At 34.4% G+C, this 21,058-nt stretch carries 23 protein-coding genes and 2 pseudogenes; 9 read left to right on the plus strand and 16 right to left on the minus strand.

The genetic code is table 11. The features are described 5' to 3' along the window. Positions 1–25 precede the first annotated feature (25 nt). From KHA97_RS11795 to KHA97_RS11810, 4 genes are all read right to left on the minus strand, one after another. A complete protein-coding gene (locus KHA97_RS11795; protein WP_213124937.1) occupies positions 26–181 on the minus strand; it encodes a hypothetical protein in 156 nt (51 codons plus the stop codon). 55 nt (positions 182–236) lie between these two features. Beyond that, positions 237–1,385, minus strand: a complete 1,149-nt coding sequence (locus KHA97_RS11800; protein WP_233713453.1) for a glucosaminidase domain-containing protein — start codon at positions 1,383–1,385, stop codon at positions 237–239. 389 nt (positions 1,386–1,774) lie between these two features. Continuing rightward, the gene (locus tag KHA97_RS11805; RefSeq protein WP_213124938.1) at positions 1,775–2,380 is read right to left on the minus strand and encodes a class D sortase; all 606 of its coding nucleotides are present in this window, start codon (positions 2,378–2,380) and stop codon (positions 1,775–1,777) included. Continuing rightward, the gene (locus tag KHA97_RS11810; RefSeq protein WP_213124939.1) at positions 2,377–3,513 is read right to left on the minus strand and encodes a processed acidic surface protein; all 1,137 of its coding nucleotides are present in this window, start codon (positions 3,511–3,513) and stop codon (positions 2,377–2,379) included. The genes KHA97_RS11805 and KHA97_RS11810 overlap by 4 nt, the downstream gene beginning before the upstream one ends. Positions 3,514–4,158: 645 nt before the next feature. On the opposite strand from KHA97_RS11810, the gene sda reads away from it, so the two are divergent. The 3 genes from sda to yidD all read left to right on the plus strand — a co-directional run bounded on the left by sda (position 4,159) and on the right by yidD (position 4,984). Then, on the plus strand, positions 4,159–4,299 hold the full coding sequence (gene sda, locus KHA97_RS11815) for a sporulation histidine kinase inhibitor Sda (RefSeq protein ID WP_233713454.1): 141 nt from the start codon (positions 4,159–4,161) through the stop codon (positions 4,297–4,299). Between the two features lie 186 nt (positions 4,300–4,485). After that, entirely contained in the window at positions 4,486–4,764 is a 279-nt protein-coding gene (locus KHA97_RS11820) for a hypothetical protein (protein ID WP_213124940.1), read from the plus strand. After that, the gene (gene yidD / locus KHA97_RS11825) at positions 4,754–4,984 is read left to right on the plus strand and encodes a membrane protein insertion efficiency factor YidD (protein ID WP_213124941.1); all 231 of its coding nucleotides are present in this window, start codon (positions 4,754–4,756) and stop codon (positions 4,982–4,984) included. The genes KHA97_RS11820 and yidD overlap by 11 nt, the downstream gene beginning before the upstream one ends. A gap of 149 nt (positions 4,985–5,133) precedes the next feature. On the opposite strand, the pseudogene KHA97_RS11830 reads toward yidD, so the two are convergent. Then, a pseudogene (locus tag KHA97_RS11830) lies at positions 5,134–5,273 on the minus strand (ATP-binding protein); the annotation flags it as partial. 359 nt (positions 5,274–5,632) lie between these two features. Here KHA97_RS11830 and KHA97_RS11835 point away from each other — a divergent pair. Next, a complete protein-coding gene (locus KHA97_RS11835; protein ID WP_213124942.1) occupies positions 5,633–7,270 on the plus strand; it encodes a S8 family peptidase in 1,638 nt (545 codons plus the stop codon). 1,122 nt (positions 7,271–8,392) lie between these two features. On the opposite strand, the gene KHA97_RS11840 is transcribed toward KHA97_RS11835, so the two are convergent. After that, entirely contained in the window at positions 8,393–8,548 is a 156-nt protein-coding gene (locus KHA97_RS11840; RefSeq protein ID WP_213124943.1) for an aspartyl-phosphate phosphatase Spo0E family protein, read from the minus strand. A gap of 561 nt (positions 8,549–9,109) precedes the next feature. On the opposite strand from KHA97_RS11840, the gene KHA97_RS11845 reads away from it, so the two are divergent. Then, positions 9,110–9,322 (plus strand): DUF3951 domain-containing protein, encoded by a 213-nt coding sequence (locus KHA97_RS11845; RefSeq protein WP_213124944.1) that lies wholly within the window; start codon positions 9,110–9,112, stop codon positions 9,320–9,322. 15 nt (positions 9,323–9,337) lie between these two features. On the opposite strand, the pseudogene KHA97_RS11850 reads toward KHA97_RS11845, so the two are convergent. The 3 genes and pseudogenes from KHA97_RS11850 to KHA97_RS11860 form a co-directional block, all read right to left on the minus strand. Further along, positions 9,338–9,529, minus strand: a pseudogene (locus tag KHA97_RS11850) (IS1595 family transposase); the annotation flags it as partial. Positions 9,530–9,594: 65 nt separating this feature from the next. Next, positions 9,595–10,212: a response regulator transcription factor gene (locus tag KHA97_RS11855; protein WP_213124945.1), complete on the minus strand. Its 618-nt coding sequence runs from the start codon at positions 10,210–10,212 to the stop codon at positions 9,595–9,597. Between the two features lie 81 nt (positions 10,213–10,293). Continuing rightward, a complete protein-coding gene (locus KHA97_RS11860) occupies positions 10,294–10,950 on the minus strand; it encodes a GGDEF domain-containing protein (protein ID WP_213124946.1) in 657 nt (218 codons plus the stop codon). Between the two features lie 304 nt (positions 10,951–11,254). Here KHA97_RS11860 and KHA97_RS11865 point away from each other — a divergent pair, with 304 nt between their 5' ends. The 3 genes from KHA97_RS11865 (at position 11,255) to KHA97_RS11875 (ending at position 13,955) form a co-directional block, all read left to right on the plus strand. Then, complete coding sequence (locus KHA97_RS11865; RefSeq protein WP_213124947.1) at positions 11,255–11,965, plus strand: EAL domain-containing protein; 711 nt, start codon at positions 11,255–11,257, stop codon at positions 11,963–11,965. Positions 11,966–12,018: 53 nt separating this feature from the next. After that, positions 12,019–13,716 (plus strand): methyl-accepting chemotaxis protein, encoded by a 1,698-nt coding sequence (locus KHA97_RS11870; protein WP_213124948.1) that lies wholly within the window; start codon positions 12,019–12,021, stop codon positions 13,714–13,716. Positions 13,717–13,781: 65 nt separating this feature from the next. Continuing rightward, on the plus strand, positions 13,782–13,955 hold the full coding sequence (locus KHA97_RS11875; protein ID WP_213124949.1) for a hypothetical protein: 174 nt from the start codon (positions 13,782–13,784) through the stop codon (positions 13,953–13,955). A gap of 115 nt (positions 13,956–14,070) precedes the next feature. On the opposite strand, the gene KHA97_RS11880 is transcribed toward KHA97_RS11875, so the two are convergent. The 7 genes from KHA97_RS11880 to KHA97_RS11910 all read right to left on the minus strand — a co-directional run bounded on the left by KHA97_RS11880 (position 14,071) and on the right by KHA97_RS11910 (position 19,917). Continuing rightward, positions 14,071–14,376: a hypothetical protein gene (locus KHA97_RS11880; RefSeq protein ID WP_213124950.1), complete on the minus strand. Its 306-nt coding sequence runs from the start codon at positions 14,374–14,376 to the stop codon at positions 14,071–14,073. A gap of 4 nt (positions 14,377–14,380) precedes the next feature. Beyond that, positions 14,381–14,923: a hypothetical protein gene (locus KHA97_RS11885; protein WP_213124951.1), complete on the minus strand. Its 543-nt coding sequence runs from the start codon at positions 14,921–14,923 to the stop codon at positions 14,381–14,383. A gap of 576 nt (positions 14,924–15,499) precedes the next feature. Continuing rightward, positions 15,500–15,916: an NUDIX hydrolase gene (locus KHA97_RS11890; protein ID WP_213124952.1), complete on the minus strand. Its 417-nt coding sequence runs from the start codon at positions 15,914–15,916 to the stop codon at positions 15,500–15,502. 143 nt (positions 15,917–16,059) lie between these two features. Continuing rightward, the gene (locus KHA97_RS11895; protein WP_213124953.1) at positions 16,060–16,497 is read right to left on the minus strand and encodes an NUDIX hydrolase; all 438 of its coding nucleotides are present in this window, start codon (positions 16,495–16,497) and stop codon (positions 16,060–16,062) included. A 158-nt stretch (positions 16,498–16,655) separates the two neighbouring features. After that, positions 16,656–17,621, minus strand: a complete 966-nt coding sequence (locus tag KHA97_RS11900; RefSeq protein ID WP_213124954.1) for an ornithine cyclodeaminase family protein — start codon at positions 17,619–17,621, stop codon at positions 16,656–16,658. Between the two features lie 336 nt (positions 17,622–17,957). Next, on the minus strand, positions 17,958–18,554 hold the full coding sequence (locus KHA97_RS11905) for a class I SAM-dependent DNA methyltransferase (protein WP_213124955.1): 597 nt from the start codon (positions 18,552–18,554) through the stop codon (positions 17,958–17,960). A 448-nt stretch (positions 18,555–19,002) separates the two neighbouring features. Next, on the minus strand, positions 19,003–19,917 hold the full coding sequence (locus tag KHA97_RS11910) for an SDR family oxidoreductase (RefSeq protein WP_213124956.1): 915 nt from the start codon (positions 19,915–19,917) through the stop codon (positions 19,003–19,005). Positions 19,918–20,017: 100 nt separating this feature from the next. Between KHA97_RS11910 and KHA97_RS11915 the strand changes: the two genes are divergently transcribed. Then, on the plus strand, positions 20,018–20,989 hold the full coding sequence (locus KHA97_RS11915) for a helix-turn-helix transcriptional regulator (protein ID WP_213124957.1): 972 nt from the start codon (positions 20,018–20,020) through the stop codon (positions 20,987–20,989). The last annotated feature ends 69 nt before the right edge of the window (positions 20,990–21,058 follow it).

The following is a 21,058-nucleotide window of genomic DNA, read 5'->3' on the forward strand; positions in this document are numbered from 1 at the left end:
TCCTCCATCAAGATCATAGGTGATTTCACTTCTCTTCTCCGTCTGTTTCTTTAGACACCCTTTCGAGAAGTTTCATTATTTTATCTGCATACTTATCTACCTCGTCGGCAGATTTTGCATTAATCATTTTTTCTCTTAGCTTTTCATATTCCTTTAGCTCTTTATTATTCAAATTCATCATATACACTTTCACCTCTACCAAAATTAAATCGCCATGGAATAATCCAATAACTATTTTAATTAATGTAATCTAAATTATTCCTCTGATCTACTACATAATATCCCCCGCCGAGGTCAAGTTTATTACCATCAATTTTATATACACGGTAGCGCTCGTTCTTTTTTAAAAGTCTATATGGTTTTCCATCTTTCTGATATAGTGTACTGTCCGCTTTAATAGTGACCATGCCAACGTAATATGTAACATTATTGGACTTTGTCACATAATAGCTTCCGCCGACATCAAAAATCCTATCATTATAACTATAAACCCTTAATGCTGCTCCCTTATCAATAAGACGATACTTCTGACCATTGGGTGCATATAGGTAGGTTGCATTATCTTTGATTAAAGCTCGTCCGATGTATACTCCCATCTTATTACTGTCGGCTTTCACTAAATATCCCCCACCGACATCATAATGATCTCCTAAAACTCCATATACTCTATACCCATTCCCTTTAGTTAGTATTCGCTCTACCTTACCTTGTGGATTAATTAGTGGAACATCCTGACGTAGAACCATTTTCGCTACTGGGAAACGGTGATTGGATGGAAGTTGAGTATTGGGAATAGATAATGTCATTTTCTTCATTGCACTATGAATACCTAAGATTTTCTCTCCATAACCAATACCTGGAACAGCCCATCTGCCGTTTAAATCTATCCAATTTGGTGCAATACCACGTGTAACATATTGAAAACGAGGATCAACTAACTCGGTAACAAGTGGTTCTTTTGAAGCATATGCCTTTAAATGTTGAATTTGTGCTCTTACTCCAATTTCGGGTGTTGCAAAGTATGCCCCTTTCACTCCGCCACCTGTCGTACCAATACCTGAATAATTATTTTGCTCAGGTACAACGTCCCCACCATACGCAAAATAGCCTGTTTCTAGTAAGGATTGAGCAAATGCTATATCTCCACGAACGCCTTCCATTCTCCCAATATTAAGATATAACTCTGCCAGCTGATATATATCAACACTCGTTAATTTTGGATTACGATTATACAACAATGTATAATCACCCATTTGCCTTGAAGTTAATTCGGAAGAACCCATTATAGATACAGGTGAATTGGCCGAGGCAAATGAGGGAATCGCGGAAAAAACAAGGGGAAGTATAATTAAAGTACCTAAGATTGACTTAAACCTATTAAACATGAAACATATTACCTCCATAATCATCAATGTTGTATTTCTATTATACTAATAAAATGTATAGTTGGGTTACTTTTCCAATAATTTAATATTAAATTGTTTTCTTTATTCATAGAAAATGCATAATTTATATATATATTTACCTTATATTCTACTAAAAAGTAAAAAGTCCCTAACTCAGTAAGCAAGGGATTAATTAGTAATTTTTATATTATTACATGCAATTAATATCTTCATATTAGAATTTTCGACAAAACATAATGTATTTTATATATTTATTTGTACATCTATTTAATAACTGCAAATGGGAGTAGGGATTCAAATGATTCGATTTTTTCCTATAATAAGTTCTTCAACGTGATAAAGAAATAGGAGCCATCGAAAGATAGCTCCTACACTTTTGTATTCTTTTTAATTAAATCTGCAATTAATACATATCTTTGTGGGGCATCTCCAATATAGTAAAATGGATAGCATGTAGTCACTGTTAAAGTTGCCCTCGGTTTAGGGACGATAACTGTTCGATCATCCGCATCGACAATACGTACCTTCCTCACTTTGTATGTGAACTCTCCCGCAGATGTGGTAACAATTAGTAAATCACCTTTTCCCACATCCCCAAGTTTTCGAAAAACTGTATCCCGATGACCAGAAAGAACAGAGTTATCTTTTTCACCTGGCAAAACACTCCCAGCAAAATGTCCAACTCCTTTTTCAAGTTCATCTTCATCGGCTCCTTGAAAAATAGGCAGGGTTGCATCTAATTTAGGGATCGATAATGTTCCGAATTCCTCTCCCTTTTCGGGTCGAATTGAATACAGCTCTTTTGCTGGCTTTTTTTGTGCGGATACAATAGGTTGCTCCGTTACCTCGGATTTCAACGATTGTTTAGTATCATAAGTCTTCATTAACGGCATTGCATTCTTTACAAATATAAATATTCCTAAGGTAAGCAGGGCAATACCCATTACGAGTAATAACCATCTTCTTAATTTCATGAATGTTTCACAAATCGTCTACGGACTAAGAACAATCCTCCAAAAGTCAACATAAGACCCACTGCTACACCTTCAACATAATTTCCAGCAGTATTTGGCATTTTTGCCCCTTTTACTGTTTTAGGTTTATTAGATATTATTTTTTCTATTGGCTTTGTAATCACTTTCTCTGTTTCTTTAATTTGTTCAATCAAACCCGAATTAAATAAATCTGCCGTCAAAAGCATATCAGCCAAAAGCACACCATCATAGTTATATAACTCGATAAGCAGGTCTGCTCCATTAGTCGTTTCAAGCGAAATTAAATCTTCATAAGAAAGCTCTTTAGTCTTTCGTCCGTCTTTATAAAGATAAAATTTAGCATCAATCTGTAAAATGCCCATTAATTCTTTCAAAATGTCAGCCAATTCAGCGATTTGTTCTTTCGTTAAATCTTTCGCACTGTCAAAATTAGAAAATACATCTAGACGACTCATGATGCTTTTCATTTGCGAATCAATTTTCGTTTCATCGATTTGCAAACTAGCTAGATGATTGAATAAATTCATGATTTCATCTTCAGTAATACCTAATTTATCAAACGTCTGCTGAGCAATATAAGATAATACTGCAAACTCAAGTTCTTCAATAGATTCATAATTTTCGATTGAGTCATCATTAGCTGTTAGAAGGCTTTTTAAATCATTCATTGTCAGATTATAGTCTTTTAAAAACTGATTAAGAGATTCATTTGTGATTGGGGTGGATGAATCCTCATAAAAAGAAATGATGAAGTCTAAGTAGTTAATATATTTGAAGACTTCTTCGATTTTTTGCCCTTTTTCAAGCTCTCCATTTTCAATCAAAAATTCTTCCAACTCTTTTTTACTGGAAAAATTATATTCGGTAAGTAATGTTTGTAAATTTGTATCATTAATAGGTTGACCTAACGCATCATAAACTTCCTGAACTGAATTTATTTCTTCAATATCCAAATCCATATAAAGCAATAGAAATGTTTCTAACTCATCTTCAGAAAAACCTGTTTTCTCAAGGACTGGTGCAATCTCATTTGAAGTTAAAGCAAATGATTTAACTGGAAAAACTACGACTAATAAAGTAAAAGCTAGCATCAAAGATAGTATACGTTTCAAGTTGTTTTCCTCCAAAATAATAAATGTACTTTTTTACTATAATGGAAGATTTATTATATGGATAGTATTTTTTTCTTGTAAATAAACCCAATTTTTTTAGTTTTATTCCAACTTCTCTCAGTTAGGTGCAATTGCTCTTTTCTTCTTGATTTGTGATATTATTATGTTATTTTCCACCCTCTATCAGTAAAACGAATTTAATGCGACAGTTTCAGCAGAATACTCACTGCTCTTTCCATATACTCTTCATCTAGACAAAAGGTAAAAAAGGATGAGAGAGTCGGGAGTACAAGGTCGATTGTTTTCAGCTCCTTCCCTTCGGAAAACTCATCTAGCCATTTCCATACGTCTTCGCCATCCACTTCTTCAAAGGAATCGGACATTCTCGCAAAAGTTGTTCTAAAATCCTTCGGTATTTAGTGTTAGTTGCTTCAAAAAAGGAGTTTGGTTATTCAAGCTCATTTTTTGATGTATTGTATTGGTCTTTCTTCTACAATCGCACCCCATAGTAGAAAATATTGCAGAATATTGTATTCGATGTACGCACTAAAAATTTTGTCGAAACTATCACGTTATTTTTATAAGATTTAGGATAATGTTTATAATGAGCTTCTATCATAGAACATTATTTTGGAGTTGAATGTTATGTCAATTAAAAATTTATCCAATGAACTTTTAATATCTTTATATCAGAAAGCAAAAAACAATAAATTGGACTGTGCTTTTATTAAATTATTACTTGATGAAATCAAGCGTAGAAGAATATTACCTCCTAAAGACAAGTGAAGCTGTACTAATTAGTAATATTGCAGACTATTTTCTTGTTACAGATGAATTTGCAAGATATAGAATTGAACTGGAATTTAATAAAAGAGTAGATGATCTATTATCCATTAAAGGAAAATCGGGGGTTTTTTAGTGGATTGAATAGGATAAAGATATAATAATTATCATTATAAGGAGTTATGAATAATGGCAAAAAAAATAAAAGAAACTAAATGTACATGCCAAGCATGTGGGAAAGTCTGGTATTACGGTAAACAAGAAGCAATTCAAAACTTTGGTGAAAAAATGCAAAATGTAGGAAAGGATATGAGTAATACTGGTAAAGATATGATGTGTTGTTCAGGTTGTCTACCTGCATTGTTTATGCCAGATAAGCAGAAATCAAATGTTAAAGATTTAAATTCTTGCCCAGAATGTGGATCCAAGGCTGTAAAAAAAGAAACGGTGATACATAATGTTGAGTAATGCAGTTGCTTCACTATTAATATTATTTGTAAAAATTTATCAAAAGTTCATTTCACCCATTAAGCCTAAAAAAATTAAATGTAGATTCCATCCAACATGTTCTAATTATGCAATAAGTGCCATACGAAAATATGGACCTGCTGTAGGTGTAAAGAAATCGATAAACCGCCTTTGGAGATGTCGGCCAGATAATACTGAAAGTTGCATAGATTATCCTTAAAGAAAACAGAAGCATAATTATTTTGCTTCTGCTATTTTTTATTTGTGAAAGGTATGTATGTCATACATAATATGTATTCCTTATAGGGGCAACATCAGGATTATGCGGATCAACATTAGCAACTTAGCACCACTTTTTTCAAATTTAAATTAAATCGCATTCGATGAAGAAATGGAAAAAGAGTAAAATCCATTCTTCAACCGGTAACTTCCCCCTCTAGACGCTGTGACATGAGCGTGATGCATTAATCTGTCTACAAGGGCGGAAGTTAGAGGTTATCTCCAAAAACTGATGATTCTATTGACCAAAAACTCTAGATTCAAGTTACAGCAGCGTTAACACACCGTTTTACTCATGAAACTTATGTGATATATATGGTTGGCACATTGGATAAATGAGGATGGCTTGACACTATCAATATCACTCTTGATATCCAAAATCTCTCCTATTAAAAAACGTACATTTAAATTTCACCCAAAACAAAATAAAGAACAACGTACCTGTCCCTGGTCCCATCGATTTATTAATGACGACATTCTACATTTCTCTTATAATAATAAATAGTTTAGTAATTTCATCCCCTACTGTCTTACCACCTAATAAATGTACTTAAAAAAATTTAATATTTTAATCTCCAGGAGTGAGCACATGAAGAATAAAATCTACCTCATTGTCATTACCCTATCTATATTGATGATAGGAATGAGTTATCAAGGAGTCATTGCACAAGAAAATACAGATATCGAAAAAGAAGTTATTGTTGTGTATAAAAATGAAGAAGGCAAGCAAGAAGTTTTGGAAAAAAGTGTTGAAGTCGATTATGAGTTTGAAACTGTTCCAGCCGTTTCTGCAACAGTGACAAATAAAGATTTAAAAAAATTAACGGATGATGAAAATATTGATTATATAGAAGAAAATATTACCTTTTCTATCTCCAATTCTAAAGAAATAGACATTTTAAAAGCCGAAAACATTATTCGACAACAAGATGAGTTATGGAATATTAAAGCAATGAATATTAAAAAGTCTTGGGAAGATGGTTATACTGGTAAGGATGTGAATATTGCTGTACTTGATACCGGTATTTCAAGTCATAATGAACTACATATTTCTGGTGGGATATCAACGGTCGATTACACAAAATCATGGCAAGATGATCATGGACATGGCACACATGTTTCTGGAATAATAGCCACCCAACCTGGAATCCATTCGGTCGCTGGTGTAGATGTGGTTGGTGTTGCTCCGGATGCCAATCTATTTGCTGTCAAAGTTTTAGACCATTCAGGGGAAGGAAACTTGCAGGATATTTTAGAAGGATTGGATTGGGCAATTGCCAATCAAATGGATATTATCAACATGAGTTTACAAGCAAAAGAGGCTAGTCAATTATTTCAAGACATGATTGATATGGCTTATCGCAGCGGCATTATTGTTGTCGCATCCAGTGGAAATGATGGGAATCCATCTACTGTAAAATACCCAGCAAAATATGATAGTGTCATTGCCGTATCTTCTGTTAATGATTCATTCACAATCAGCTCTTTTGCATCGACAGGTACAGAAGTTGAATTTTCCGCTCCCGGCGAAGAAATTATTAGTACATATATCAATGGAAATTATGCGATGATGAGCGGAACTTCACAAGCTGCCCCTCATGTCAGTGGGATACTAGCAGTATTAAAACAAAAATATCCTACTTTATCAAATAATGAATTACGGGAAGTACTACAACAATATGTCATCGATTTAGGCCCTTCGGGGAAAGATTCTTATTATGGATATGGGATGGTCTATTATGACCCCATGATCAATGCTTTTGATTTTGAAGCCATTGAAAATGCAATGACACAAATTTCCTTAGCTGATCAAACAAGAACATTATGGGACTATGATTCAGCAAGATACACCATACAGCAGTTACCTGATGGAACAAAGAAAAAAGAATTAATATATGCTTTGAAAACATTACAAGAAGAACTAGGTTTGGTAGAATTTCAATCCATTATGGATATGAATCCAAACCAGCAATTACTCATACGATTTAACAAAGACATCAATCCACAATCGGTCCATTCAAGAAATGTGTTTATCCGCAAAAACGGAAAATTTGTTGAAAATATTACTTTCCAATTTGGGACAGACCAACAATCGGTTATTGTATATGGACCACCAGAAGGATTCTTAGCTGGCCAGACATATTTTCTTTATATCGACCGGACTATTCTTAGCCCAACTGGAATCCCAATATCCAATCCAGTCGTTGTTATGTTTAAAATAAAGTGAAACTTCCTGAGGGTTTCTTCATAGCGACTGATGATTACACCACAAGGTGATCCATTAGCCCCTTGAATCAATCGGACTTACGGGCAGTTGATCCCCTCCTAGATTCCTTGTTTCCCCGTAATTTTGAGGTAGGGGCCAACTGCCAATTAATCCGGAGATATGAAAAGCGGTACAAATTGCACGGACAAAGGCACATTCAGCGGTTTTATTAGCTGTGAAATGTGCCTTTTTTGATTTATATTTTATTCACGTAATATATTAACTAACTACGCAAGGTTGTATCAGAGAATCCTTCTCAATCAAACTTAGTTTCTTTGCTATGTTGCCTTAATGCCTCAAATCGTGAACTGCTTTTTTTTTCACTCTTTATATTGATTGAGTGGTGTTCCTATAGAATTTAATACAATCGGCTTTAACAAAAATACGGAAGGAGAACAGATCAATGCTTCACTCCACAGAGCCATAATCTAGTAGTATCATTGTTTACTACTTTTATAGTTTCTATACATTCATTTAAAAGAATATTTTTATAGAGGGATGTGGACTTAAGTAGATTAGCTGCTTTATGTAACGTACAGCTTTCATTTTTTGTCTTGTAAACTCAATCTTTCGTTCAAAAAAAGTTTCCGTTCCTTTTTTATTTAACGAAAATTTGAAGTTCTGCAATCAAAAGGGACAGATACAAAGTTGAAAAAGAAGCTCTTTAGGGGCTATTATCATACTTCATGGTAAAAGCGTACTGAATGATGCTTCTAGGACAATTGAAAACCTAAAAAGACGTGTCTCTAAGTCATAGGCTGAATAATAGAACCGGAAATGTCATTACGCTACGTCAATGTCAAATAAGAAATAGGCTTATCCTTGAACGTACAAAATGAACCGAAATCTCTTTTATATAATCAAGAGGTTTCGGTTCATTATTAAGAAATTATCTAATTTAAACTGAATTCACTAAGTATAGGAAGAATCGGTATTAATGTCGAAATTTGCTTAGAGTATGTTTTATGCGTTTGTTGTTGGACCCTCTATTATTCTTGAGTGTCTTCATCACAAGAAAGAAGTACAGACCGTTCCTTGAACAAATTTCCAAAACTTTTTAAGAGACTCTAAGTCTCATTTTAATTACTTAGTCATTTCACTTGGTTTTTGTGTAAATTGGTTTATCATCACATCCAATTCCTTAGACACTTTCAATACATATGGATAAGTAAGTTCATACTGCTTTACTTTAACAAGTAGAAGATCTCGTTTCTGTTCTATCTCTTCTTTTAAATCCATATTATGTTTTCTCTCCTTTTTTTAGTTTCATCTGTAAGCATCAGCACGATGAATGTTTTTTCATCTTTTCTTAATAGATTTTGGAAGTGTGCTGCACCAGCTTTCACGCAACGTCCTTTACAGTTATTGTGTTGGAAGTTCTTCAAGGCGTACATATCAGGTTTTCGTATCTTATATTTTTTCAATGTCTCATAATGCACACCCTTCCCAAAGTTTTTTACCTTTTCTTTTCAAAACGCAAAAAAAGCCCTGGGCAAGTTTGGTCATCCATAGCAAAATAAATACTATGAATCTCACAAACGCCCAAAGGCTTTTATAGTCGTCACCGCAGAAGTTAAAATCGTCGCAATAAAAAAAAGAAAAAATAGGTATTAACTGTATTTTACCATTTTTCTCTTTGCTGACTACCTCTAAAACCTCAAAAAGAAAGCATACCTTGAGTTTGCTTTGCTTAATAAATTAGGCTGTTTTCTTAAAGATTGTTGCTTTTGAAGAAAGGAATATATTGACCTCAGATAGAATAGTATGTTAAGTAGTCTATTCAAAGGAGTGATTTGTGTAATGGCTTACGTTTCTACCTTTTTCATAATTGCTGTAATCGGATATGTTTGTTACAGAATGTTTAAGAAAAAATCAACACCTTCTAATAGATATACACCATTCGATGAAATAACAATGGGTAATAAAATTGATGTAAATCAAGATTCACCAATACAGGATACAAAACATCACATCCAATACGAAGAGAGAACAGATAACGATAAGTCCGTTTAAAAATAGCGGTCTTTTTTACGTTCTCATTATCATTTCAACTGTCGTAATACTTGATTTTTGGCACGCTGAAATAAGCATTTGTTCCACTTGTTTTTCAAGCGCTAAATTTTTCCCTAATTGAAGCCAACGGAACCAGTAGAGGTAGTTATCCAAGAATTTAGTCGCCACACCCTAGAAGCGTTCCATCCAATCCTTTAAACGATGGTGAGTTATTATGTTTCTCAATTTCATTTTCCTTGCACTTAAATCCTTATTTATACTCCCCCCACATTTCATTTTAAAGAAACCCAATTATTTTTAATAGCTACTACAGCAGCTCTTGTCCTGTTACTTACATTTAATTTTTTCAGTATACAGGAAACATGATTTTTGACTGTTTTAATAACAATATTAAAATGTTCTCCTATTTTATCATTGCTTTTACCTTGGACGATTTGCTCCAATATATCCCATTCTCTTTGTGATAAAAGACTTTTAGGTCTATTTAATGGTTCTTTACGGAGGGTCTTATACGTCTTATACCTTTCCAGTAGGATTGGAACAAATGTTGGATGAATATATTGAATCCCATTTAACAGGCTGTTTACAGCAACCTGTCGTTCGATTGACTTCATCCCTTTAAGAAAATAGCCTTGTATATCCAGTTTAAATAAGTCAGGAAGATACTTCGTGTCTTTCATTGAAATCAATAATGCGATCATCACATTATGTTCTTTGTAATACTCGGTCATTTTATATAAGTTAATATTCGGGCTCAATTCCAATATTAATAATTTAGGATATGACCGTATTTTTTGTATGGATTTATATTCTTTTTCCGATTTAGGAGGGTAAAATGATATCTGTTGAACCTGTTTGGCAAAATCCTTCTTGTCTTGTACAAACCCCATTAAACTTCACCCTTTCTCGCTTTTTGTAATGTTTTACTCATTCTTCGATTCCAATTCGGTATTTTCTTAGTTCGATTCGATTCAATTAGTATTACGATAAAGAAGTTCATCTTTGTGTAGCACCTTGTTTTTATACATCTTTATATCTGCCAGTCTAATCAAATCATCTAACGTTTCGGCTCTATCAGGATATACAGATTTTCCGATTGAAATGGAAACACTGACCTCCATTTTTTTGGATAAATCATTGAGCGTTTTTTCTATTCTTCTAAAAATCACTTCGGTAGGGATGATTTTTTTACTCGGAGCTATGATAAGGAATTCATCTCCTCCTAGCCTTGCCACGATATCTTTTTCCCCCATACTCATTAAAAGGGACTTTGAAATACCTTTAAGTACATAATCTCCCATTTTATGACCATATGTATCATTAATGCCTTTGAAGTCATTGATATCCAATACAAAGACATTGATCTTTTCATCGGAACGTAAATGATTGGCAAGTTTGGGGAAAACATTGAAAACATATCTTCTATTATATAATTTCGTTAAAAAATCCCTTTCCGATAAAAATTTATAATCATCTACCTTTTTTCCTAACCAATATATAACGATTAGTTCAGCTAAAAATAAAAACCTATGAAAAATGATATTCATGAACGCGATGTTATAGATGATCCAGGCTGTTTGTATAAACACGACCGTTAATACAGCAATAATTCTTCCTTTAAACTCCATTACGCTTCTTCAGACTCCCTCATGTTATCTATCTAACAATGTATAAATATATCATTATTTGTCGAAAAAATGGGTAAAAAGTAATGGAAAAATAATTTATTTTGTCAAAAAAATACTTCTTTTGTCATAATTTGTTATAATAATAGTAACAATTTCATACTGTTATCGGCAAACTTATTGAAAGATGAGACTTCGGACCTAAAGCTCTTTTGCCAAGGTAGCCGGGTTGCCAAAGGAAACTAAACTTTAAAAAGGTGTACCTCTCCAAGGTGTACCTTTTTGCATTGAAGGGTGGTATTAATGTTTGAACATTAGACGTTTTATCCAACAAGCTCGGTTTTATCATTTTTTTCAACCCATCTACGAACTTCACAACAGAAATAAAATAGGATATGAGGCGCTTTTGCGTTCAGAGGAATATCCAAATCCGGAAATAGCTTTCCAACTTGCTAAAAAAGAACATCAGCTATTTGATCTTGATGTAGGTTCTATGCGTAAAGCTCTTTCTACTTATCTTTCAACGAGTGAAAACGGATTAATATTTTTAAATATCTATCCGTCAACTCTCCTAGATCCAAGGTTTATATCTTTACTCAAGAGAGTACTTACATCTCGCGAACACAACAGTCGCATCGTTTTAGAGGTATCTGAGTCGGAGTTAATAGAAGATATAAAAATCTTTAAAGAGCGGATATCAACCCTTAAACAGGATGGCTTTTTAATTGCTATTGATGACATGGGAAGAGGATATTCGAGGATTGAATCCATTATTGAATTAGAACCGGATTATATAAAATTAGATCGCTTATTTGCGAAAGATTTGCACCTATCCCCGAAAAAAAAAGAATTCATTTCTATATTTCAAACATTTTGCGACCATTATGGGAGTCAGCTCATTTTAGAAGGTGTAGAAACAAGTGAAGAGCTGGAAATGGCTAAATCATTAGGTGTTGTATTTGCTCAAGGGTATTTTCTTGGAAAACCCGCAATGTTAACGGAGGCAGTACTTATATAAATGATGTACGGTGGTAAATGTAACAAAAAATATGAAGTGAAGAAGGTAACATGATGAACAACTTGTTTAACTTTAAGAACATTAGAACGAAAATTTTCTTTGGTTTTTCAATCTCATTAGTATTGGTTATTTTACTTGGCGTATTTAACTATTACTCGTTAAACTTTGTGAAAAATGACACAGAAGGTATTGTCAAGGAAAAAATGCCATTACTCATTGCTGATGAAAAAGAAACACTTGCTATTGCTCAAAAGTTAGCTTTAGTACGAGGGTATGTATTGTTTGAAAATCAAGAATATAGACAGTTATTTAATGAATATGCCGATAAAAGCAGAAAATATGAAGAAATTATCCTGCAAAATTCAAATTCAGAGGAAGCAAAAGCATTAATAAATCAGAGTGTTGAATGGGAAAATACGGTCATAAATGAAGTATTTAACGAGTTTGATCGCGGTAATAAAGAACAAGCGTTGAAAACTCTTTCTGAAAAAATTGCCCCCGTTTCAAGGCAAATAATGTTGGATTTTGAAAATCTGGCTACAGAAAGGGAAAAAGCCATTATTCAGAATGGTGATAACATTTTATCCAATGCCAAAACGATGATCTACATAGGTTTAGGAGCTACCGCCTTTATCGTCATACTTGGTATTATCGCTACCATTGTAATCTCTAATATTATTTCAAAGCCTATCAAAACAATTACAAATCGAATGAAGATTGTCGCGAATGGGGATTTTTCTCATGAACCATTAAAAACAAAGTCAAGGGACGAATTGGGACAATTGACGATGGCCATCAATGAAATGAGTGATAGCATTAAGGGGTTATTAAAGGAAATAAGTCTAGCATCTGAGTCTGTAAATGGGCACAGTGAAGAATTGACACAATCCACCAATGAGGTTAAAGAAGGCAGTGAACAAATTGCTTCAACCATGCAGGAGCTTTCCTCCGGCGCCGAATCCCAAGCCGATAGCGCAACATTATTGAATGAAATGATGGAAGATTTTAATGTAAAAATTGATGAAGCAAATAAACATGGAGAAGATATTGAACTTACAAGTGATACTGTCCTGTCAATGGCTACAGAAGGCAGGGATTTAATGGATAAATCCGTTAAACAAATGGAAAATATCCACGAAAAGGTCACGATTGCCGTTCAAAATGTAAAAGGGTTAAATGAGGATTCGAAAAAGATATCCAAACTCGTTCAAGTCATTCAAGAAATCGCCGATCAAACAAACCTGTTATCCTTAAATGCAGCGATTGAGGCTGCGAGGGCTGGTGAACAAGGGAAAGGTTTTGCAGTGGTGGCTTCGGAAGTTCGGAAACTGGCAGAACAAGTATCTAATTCTATTGATGAAATAACCGAAATTGTGGAACACATTCTGGAAGGTTCAGATAAGGCGGTCCATTCATTAGAGTCAAGTTATAATGAAGTTGAAAACGGTACTAAGCAAATCGAGGTAACGGGCCGCACTTTTGGAGGCATTAACGAATCCGTAACAGATATGGCTTGTAAAATTCGTGTCATTTCTACCAATCTTAGAGAACTAAATGAAAATAGCAAAGAAATGAATAAGGCAATTGAAGAAGTTGCGGCTGTTGCGGAGGAATCGGCAGCGGGAACTGAACAAGCTGCAGCATCAGTCGAGCAAACCAACAGTTCGATGCAAGAAATCGCTGGAAGCGCTGAGGAACTAGCTTCACTTTCAGAGCAATTAAATATGCAGGTGAATAAATTTAAACTTTAAGCCTAGACATTGAAAGAAAAAAATTGGAGATCCAGAAACTGCGTCATAAAAGTTTGAGGTGTTTCATGAATACTAAAGCAAAATTGAAAAAGTTTCAAGACATAATGGCCTTTATCAAGACACTGGATGATGAAGGAATAGAGTTACTTATCGAGGTAGCAAAAGTGCAAGTAAGTGATTTCGTTGGTGACGAAAACGAACTTAGAAAAACTCTTAAAAACATAAGAGATAAGAAATAATTTGCTGCTTAGTACGAATGTTATGTAAAAGACCAAAGTGAATGGAAGAACCTTTAAAGGAGAGTAAAAACCTGAAACTGGCTATGCTTGCGCATAAAAAGGTTTCAGGTTTTCTCTAATCCAATAAAGTAACCTTCCGAGAATTTTGATCTTTTTTGAAATAGTTTTCACGTTCCAGGTGTAATACAAGGTCACGCCAATACTCACCATCATCGTTATCACACCATGTTAAGTCCATTGGTCTATTCTCACCATTACTAGTGTCTTCTGTGAATGGAAAATACCCCAACATCGAACCTAACCTTGAAAAATGCTCGATTTCAGTCATAGTAAATGAGTGCTTTCCGTGATGTACTGTTAGATTAAAAGTATGATAGTTTCTAACATATCCATCAAACAATTTCATTATATCCAATTGCATGTCATTAACCGCCTCTCCTACTAGGAGTCCATAAACAATCATTTTTTTCTTGCAGCGTATGAAAGGCGATCCACTGCTCCACTACTAGGGATGTTTTGTTTATACATTGTAACCCTTGATCTATATAGTTCGAATATTCAAAAATTAACATGCCTGTTTGATGAAGTGCCGATAATCTCTCCTCCAGATCAGAGAAATAATTGCTCTTAAGAAACTCAGGTGTTTTTTTAATTTCATTCATTATCCCCATGGCACGCATAAAATTATATGCAGCCGGTTTCACCGATTCATGAACCCAAATGACAATACTCGTAGTTGAGTAAGCACTTGTAAAAAGCAAACATTCTACAAACCCTTGACAACGAAGATGAAAATACGTACCCATATTGAAGTAATCATTAAATCGATTCCATGAATCTGGCACTGAGTCCGAAAGATTAACGGTCAAAGAATATAACATTTTTCGGATGCCTTTAATTTGATTGCTAAATCGAACAAGCAATGTGGAAATTTCCTCAAATGTTGGTTGTAAACTTCTTTTGTCCACCCAATATCCCCTTTCTCCAATGAAAATGCAATAAAGTTTAAAATTCTATTTAGTAGATAATCCAACTAGACTAAAGTATTAGGAATATTGTACTAATTTTTAAACATTCATTCAACTTTTTAATCTAAAGGTTCATTGGGACTCCTGATCTACTTTTTAATAGTTCTCCACATCTTCCTTCGTCCAATAGGGAGTTCCTCCAATTATAAATACCTCTTTCCGCAGCTTACTACGCTTATAATACATATGGATTTTCTTTGGATCCATATTGCTGCCATGCGCATTCATGAATTGGGCGGGCTGCGTCTGATTCAACAGTTGCCCTTCATCCTTAATGATGATTGGATGTGACAAAGTCTGTTTGATTATTATGGAGAAGCACCCGTTAGTTGAAGATGAATTACCTTAAAATAACTGAATAAAATAAAATTTAATAATCCTATTATAACACCCTTCTATCATAAATTATCAGTTATTAAAGTAAACTACCCGTTACTTCGATAAGGAAAAATCCGTCCTTCATTATTGCAGCAACATACCAGTTGGATAAAGAAGATTAATATAATGTTACATATCTTATAATAGCTTCTCAGCAAGTTTTATATTTTCCTTTAAATATGTGGGTAATCCATTGTGGGATAAGATCTCTGGTGTTGTCATCCATACGACATCATCAACTTCTTCGGTACTTTTAGCATAAGGTTCACCAGCTTTAAGGTGACATATAAAAACTATGTCAATAACATTAAGCCCTGAATCAGTAACAAACGATGAACTATTTACGTATCTTAGGCCTGTTACTTCGATTCCCACTTCTTCATATATTTCTCTTTGCAAAGTCCTTTCCAATATATCTGAAGAATTTCCTTCGATTTCGCATTTCCCACCAACAAGAGAAAGAGAACCGCCTGCGTGTTGCTCCTTTTCATTTCTAAGGATTAGAAGCCATTTGTCATTTCGACGAATTGCACCTTCAACATTTACAACAAACATTAAATGACCCTCCAATATTAATATCTTTCCTTGAAACATCTTCAAGTCTTCTGCCCGTTAGCTTAATAACTCAAAAAAGCATTAATCCTTCTTCGATTAACGCCCCCCGTTCGCACAATTATGTTTTCTGCTACGAAAACTTACTATTTTTCAACCAAGATGTTTTTATCAGATAATAAACTATCTTTGACCATATTTACTTGCTCAACCATATGACCAATGTTTCCTTCACCAGCATAGAGAGACATATCAAATAAGTCTTTATTCAAATTGGACCAATATAAAACATTTTCATCCCCCGAAACACTTACTTCTCGCTTTAATCTACCAACATAAACTTCAACATAACAATTTTGTAGATAATATTTAAAGTCCATTAAGTGATGGAGATTAACATCCTCTTTAGATATACCAGTTTCCTCAAAGAGTTCTCTGTAAGCAGATTCTATACCAGATTCTCCAATCTCGATTTTTCCTCCTACTAAATTACTTAATCCTTTATAAGGATTCTTCAATCGTTTGCACATTAGCAATTGATTCATATTCTTGTTATAAATCATTAAAACATTATATCCCTCCACGATACGCCCCCCTTATTAAATTAAACTGCCCCGATCCTTAATAACTTCAACAAAAAAAGCGTTAAACCTTCTTGAATAAACGCCCCCTTTAGTTTAAGTGCATATGTTCACAAACTTATTACAGAAATACTGCACTTTCGGATAAGAAATAGGTTAGACTATCCTAAGAAGTTTATATATCTTCCTTGATTTTGCTGTTTTGCTTTTTGGTAGACATGCCATGCCCCCACTAAATCTTGAAAAGCTAATCCGACAGATCCATAAATTGTAAATTGATTATCATTTTTTCTTCCGATTTTTTTATTAGCAATTACCTCACCAATTTCAGCATGAATGTAATCTTCTGTTAATCCTACTCCACCTATTGCCCCCATTTGAACCGCAAGACCCCGATCATCACACACGAATATGGATTTCTCTATTAGTTCTGCACTTACCTCACATTTACCTGGCTCATCTGGACCAAGTGTTGTAATATGTACACCTTTCTTAACCATACTAGAAAACAGGAAAGGTTCTGTAGCCCATGTAGCGGAAATAATAATATCCGAATCTTGTATTGCTTCTTCAACGCTGTTACATATAGTAATAGGAATCTTTAATGCATCTGTCATATTTTTAACAAACGAAGTTGCTTTTTCTAAAGATGTGTCATAAACAAACACATTAGAGATTTCCCGAAAATAAGTAAGGGAGCGAAGTTGAAGTGTTCCTTGAACCCCTGCCCCAATAATCGTCACGTTTTTAGCATCCCTTCTTGCTAACAAATGGGTCCCCAGGGCACCTGATAACCCAGTACGAACAGCTGTAATATAGGTAGAATCCATAATTGCTAATAATTGTCCTGTTTCAAGATCGTGTAGGTTTATTACACCTTTAATAGAGGGGGATTGAGATGGAAATTTAGCGTGATCTTTTACGGTATAAGCTGGGATATTTGAGATGAGTCCAGGAAACAAGAGCATAACACTAGCGTTATCTTGAGGCAAAATGGAACGAGCTCTTTGAACTGGGATGTGACGAGTTAAAGAGTAGGAAGCAAAAGCTGCCTTTAAAGATGAGCATAGCTCTAACGGGTCTAATAGGGATTGGACTTCTGTACGTGTAAGTAATAATGTTTCCATTAAAACAATTCTCCTTTTTAAAGAGGTCATTAGGATATTTTATTTTTTTATTTGAGCAATAGCATTCTTATAGTTCACTGCCAATAAGATCTCGTTTTTATAACACCTTAACAATTGCTAACTAAACAGCATTATAAGACATAATTCCCCCATAGTTCTTGGCATGAATATTATATTACTTTACCATAAGTGACTATAATCCTTTTTGAACTATTCTGCCTGTTAGCTCAATAACTTCAACAAAAAAAGCGTTAATCCTTCTTGTACTGCACCCCAAACGTTAGATTCGTGTCTATCATTTGGGGAGCAGTACAAACAAGCAATTATTCTTCAAAATCACTTTATACTACTGGATATAAACATTGAGGCATCTTGATTCATAAAAATACGATTGCCATGAAAGAATGTCTTAATTGCAATTGATTTAAATCCAACTTCGGATAATCCTCTTTTGAGTTCTTCGTGCGAAAAACCGTTATGAACTTTTGGATGATTTATTTTATCGTTTTTGTCAAAATCAATAACAATTAGCTTGCCACCATTATTTAAAATGTTAAACAACTCTTGTAAAATCTTTTTAGTATCTGGAATATGAAGAAGAACTAATGACATTAAAATTATGTCCGCCTTAAGTTTAGGTGTTTCTTGAGTGAAATCTGAATAAAGCCTTTTTGAGTTGGTAATTCCTTTGATAGAAATTTTAGCTTTCGCAACCTCTAACATTTGTTTCGATGAATCTACCAACAAAATAGAATCCACTAAATCTGATAATTCTAAACTAACTAGACCAGTACCACTTCCATAGTCTATCAAGGATTTTGATTTACTATTTCGTAATTCTGGTCTTACTTCATTAACTATAACGTTAGCTAATTCAATTCTTTCTTCTGTATCATATCTTTTTGCCATCTCTTCAAAAGCGTTATTTTCCATATTCTACTCCCCTGTTTATTAAAAATTAAAATTACCTTTAAAGCAAAAATCAAAATCTTGAGGACAGTTCTCTCCTCAAACCTTTCTTATGACCTTATTCTACTCTACTTATGTCATTTATTGGTCCTCTAACCTGCCACGTTTAAGTGTAATTCTTCACATTAACACGCCCGTTTTAATATACGAGTGAGTTACTTTTTTATGTAGCTATAGAATAAAGTTTGACAAATTAATACTATAACATTGAAAACAAGCAAAAAGAAAGAGCGTGTTTTGAAAAAGGATTGATCAAAACACGCTCTTAATATGTTTTATTGCATCATTATTTTATAAAAAAGTTTGAACATTTCTATGATATTTCCTCTATTAAAGCGCCCTATTATTGAACACAGATAAACTTAACCACCGATGATACTCTCAAATAGTCTAGTATAGTAAATAAGTTTTTTTAACGATATCCGGTAGCATCTGCTTGCTTGCCAGCATCCTGCACTTCCACAATATAGCGCCAGCAATCTGGCTGAGAACCATCAAGATCAGTGAAACCATAAACTTGTGCAAGCTTTCCGCTTGACAGAGATTGACCGTTCCAACGTGAGACTTCGGGATCTCCAGCAAGGGCTGCAACAGCTCGCCCCACATAACGTGGCGTTTCCGAGATGACGAAATGAGGTTCCTCCTCAGTAGCGTCATGCCAGTTTTCTTCTTTGACACCATAATGATCGAGCATGATTTCGGATCGCATCCAGCCTGGGGTTAAGGAGACAGCTGTGCAATGATACTGTTCTAATTCGTGAGCGAGCCCTTCTGCTATACGGATGACAGAGCTTTTAGCTAGATCATAAAACATTGGTATGCGATAGTTCTCATTATTATACTCTTTTGTGCCATCGGTCATTTCTATGACAAGTCCACCCTCGTTTTTGATGAGCAATGGTAATGCGTAATGGCTCGTAATCAAATGAGTATCAATCGCTAAACGAAGCATTCTTAAGCCTTTTTCAAGCGAATGCTCCCATACTCTCGTATTCCACCAGTCAACAAGATATTCACCTCCCCAAATATCATTTACAAGTATATCTAACCTTCCATGTTCTTTCTCAATTCTTTCAATTAAGGACTGTACTTGTTCATGAATAAGATGGTCAACTTGAACAGCAATTCCGATTCCACCTAGGTTATTTACTAGATCAGCTGTTTCTTCAATAGTTTCATGGCGCCCGTATTCAGAAATCTCGTGTCGTGTCGTACGCCCAGTGATATAGACAGTAGCTCCTGCGGCACCTAACTCCATAGCAATACCACGTCCGGCTCCTCTTGTTCCACCAGCTACCAAAGCTACTTTTCCCGTTAAAGATTTCATTTTTATCTGCCTCCCATTTGTAATATCTATAGTATAATCTACAATGTTGACACCTTATGTCATAATAAGATTTTAAATATATTTTTGTTAGGTGGTTATCATGCGAGCAGACAGACTTATTACCATAATATTGTTGCTACAAAATAACGAAAAATTAACTACCAAAGCATTGGCGAATGAATTGGAAGTGACAGAACGTACCATTCATCGGGATATGGAAGCCTTGAGCAGAACAGGAATTCCAGTTCTCGCAAAGCGTGGAAAAAATGGAGGTTGGTCTTTACTGGAAGGCTATCGGACAAATATAACGGGTTTAAAAGATAATGAAATTAAGTCTTTGTTTATTTCACCATCAATCCATGTACTCAATGATCTAGGTTTAACAACTGATTGGAGTAAAGCACGTCAAAAACTTATTGCTTCTATTCCAAGTTTTTTGCAGAAAAACGCCAATGATGTTTGGAATCGAATCCATGTTGATACAAGTACATGGAGACAGTCAACTGAAAAAATTGAGTTTTTTAAAATTTTACAACAAGCAATTTGGAATGAAAGAAAACTTCAAATGAAATATGATCGAGCAGATGGGAAAATTGTAGAAAGAGTTGTTGATCCGTTAGGATTAGTAGCTAAAGGTAGTACATGGTATTTAATCGCGTCCTCCAATGAAGAATTTCGGAATTACAGAGCTTCAAGAATCGAGTCAGCATTAATGACAGCGGAAAAGTTCTCGCGACCAGAGGACTTTAATTTAGCCCAATATTGGGATAACTCAAAACAAAAGTTTATCAAAAGTCTGCCAAGATATGAGGTAAATGTTGAAATATCTCCATCTATTGCTCAGAGAATAGGGTTCACCGGACGATTTGTACAAACATTAGAAATTAATTCACCCCTAGAGAATGGATGGATCCCTGTAAAACTGTGTTTTGATACAGAACAAGAAGCGATAGAATATATTCTAGGATTTGGGAATCAGATAAGGATCGTTCATCCCATAACTTTAAGACAAATCATTTATGATATGGCAAGGGCTATAGTGGATTTTTATGAGCAAGATAATTTTAATTGATATTGAAATAGATGTACACTGATCCATACCCTAGATTTCCATGGAAGTATCCAGAAAACTATAATGAGA

It is taken from the genome of Lederbergia citri (genome assembly GCF_018343625.1).
Taxonomy (GTDB): Bacteria; Bacillota; Bacilli; order Bacillales; family Bacillaceae_C; genus Lederbergia; species Lederbergia citri.

Excerpts from the sequence above, each read along its gene's own strand:
- KHA97_RS11835 (WP_213124942.1), top strand. The coding sequence starts at position 5,633 with ATGAAGAATAAAATCTACCTCATTGTCATTACCCTATCTATATTGATG.
- KHA97_RS11795 (WP_213124937.1), bottom strand. The coding sequence starts at position 181 with ATGATGAATTTGAATAATAAAGAGCTAAAGGAATATGAAAAGCTAAGA.
- KHA97_RS11820 (WP_213124940.1), top strand. The coding sequence starts at position 4,486 with ATGGCAAAAAAAATAAAAGAAACTAAATGTACATGCCAAGCATGTGGG.
- KHA97_RS11800 (WP_233713453.1), bottom strand. The coding sequence starts at position 1,385 with ATGTTTAATAGGTTTAAGTCAATCTTAGGTACTTTAATTATACTTCCC.
- KHA97_RS11840 (WP_213124943.1), bottom strand. The coding sequence starts at position 8,548 with ATGGATTTAAAAGAAGAGATAGAACAGAAACGAGATCTTCTACTTGTT.
- KHA97_RS11890 (WP_213124952.1), bottom strand. The coding sequence starts at position 15,916 with ATGTTTGTTGTAAATGTTGAAGGTGCAATTCGTCGAAATGACAAATGG.
- KHA97_RS11915 (WP_213124957.1), top strand. The coding sequence starts at position 20,018 with ATGCGAGCAGACAGACTTATTACCATAATATTGTTGCTACAAAATAAC.
- KHA97_RS11855 (WP_213124945.1), bottom strand. The coding sequence starts at position 10,212 with ATGGGGTTTGTACAAGACAAGAAGGATTTTGCCAAACAGGTTCAACAG.
- KHA97_RS11860 (WP_213124946.1), bottom strand. The coding sequence starts at position 10,950 with ATGGAGTTTAAAGGAAGAATTATTGCTGTATTAACGGTCGTGTTTATA.
- KHA97_RS11870 (WP_213124948.1), top strand. The coding sequence starts at position 12,019 with ATGAACAACTTGTTTAACTTTAAGAACATTAGAACGAAAATTTTCTTT.
- KHA97_RS11805 (WP_213124938.1), bottom strand. The coding sequence starts at position 2,380 with ATGAAATTAAGAAGATGGTTATTACTCGTAATGGGTATTGCCCTGCTT.
- KHA97_RS11875 (WP_213124949.1), top strand. The coding sequence starts at position 13,782 with ATGAATACTAAAGCAAAATTGAAAAAGTTTCAAGACATAATGGCCTTT.
- KHA97_RS11845 (WP_213124944.1), top strand. The coding sequence starts at position 9,110 with ATGGCTTACGTTTCTACCTTTTTCATAATTGCTGTAATCGGATATGTT.
- KHA97_RS11905 (WP_213124955.1), bottom strand. The coding sequence starts at position 18,554 with ATGGAAAATAACGCTTTTGAAGAGATGGCAAAAAGATATGATACAGAA.
- KHA97_RS11900 (WP_213124954.1), bottom strand. The coding sequence starts at position 17,621 with ATGGAAACATTATTACTTACACGTACAGAAGTCCAATCCCTATTAGAC.
- sda (WP_233713454.1), top strand. The coding sequence starts at position 4,159 with ATGTCAATTAAAAATTTATCCAATGAACTTTTAATATCTTTATATCAG.
- yidD (WP_213124941.1), top strand. The coding sequence starts at position 4,754 with ATGTTGAGTAATGCAGTTGCTTCACTATTAATATTATTTGTAAAAATT.
- KHA97_RS11910 (WP_213124956.1), bottom strand. The coding sequence starts at position 19,917 with ATGAAATCTTTAACGGGAAAAGTAGCTTTGGTAGCTGGTGGAACAAGA.
- KHA97_RS11880 (WP_213124950.1), bottom strand. The coding sequence starts at position 14,376 with ATGCAATTGGATATAATGAAATTGTTTGATGGATATGTTAGAAACTAT.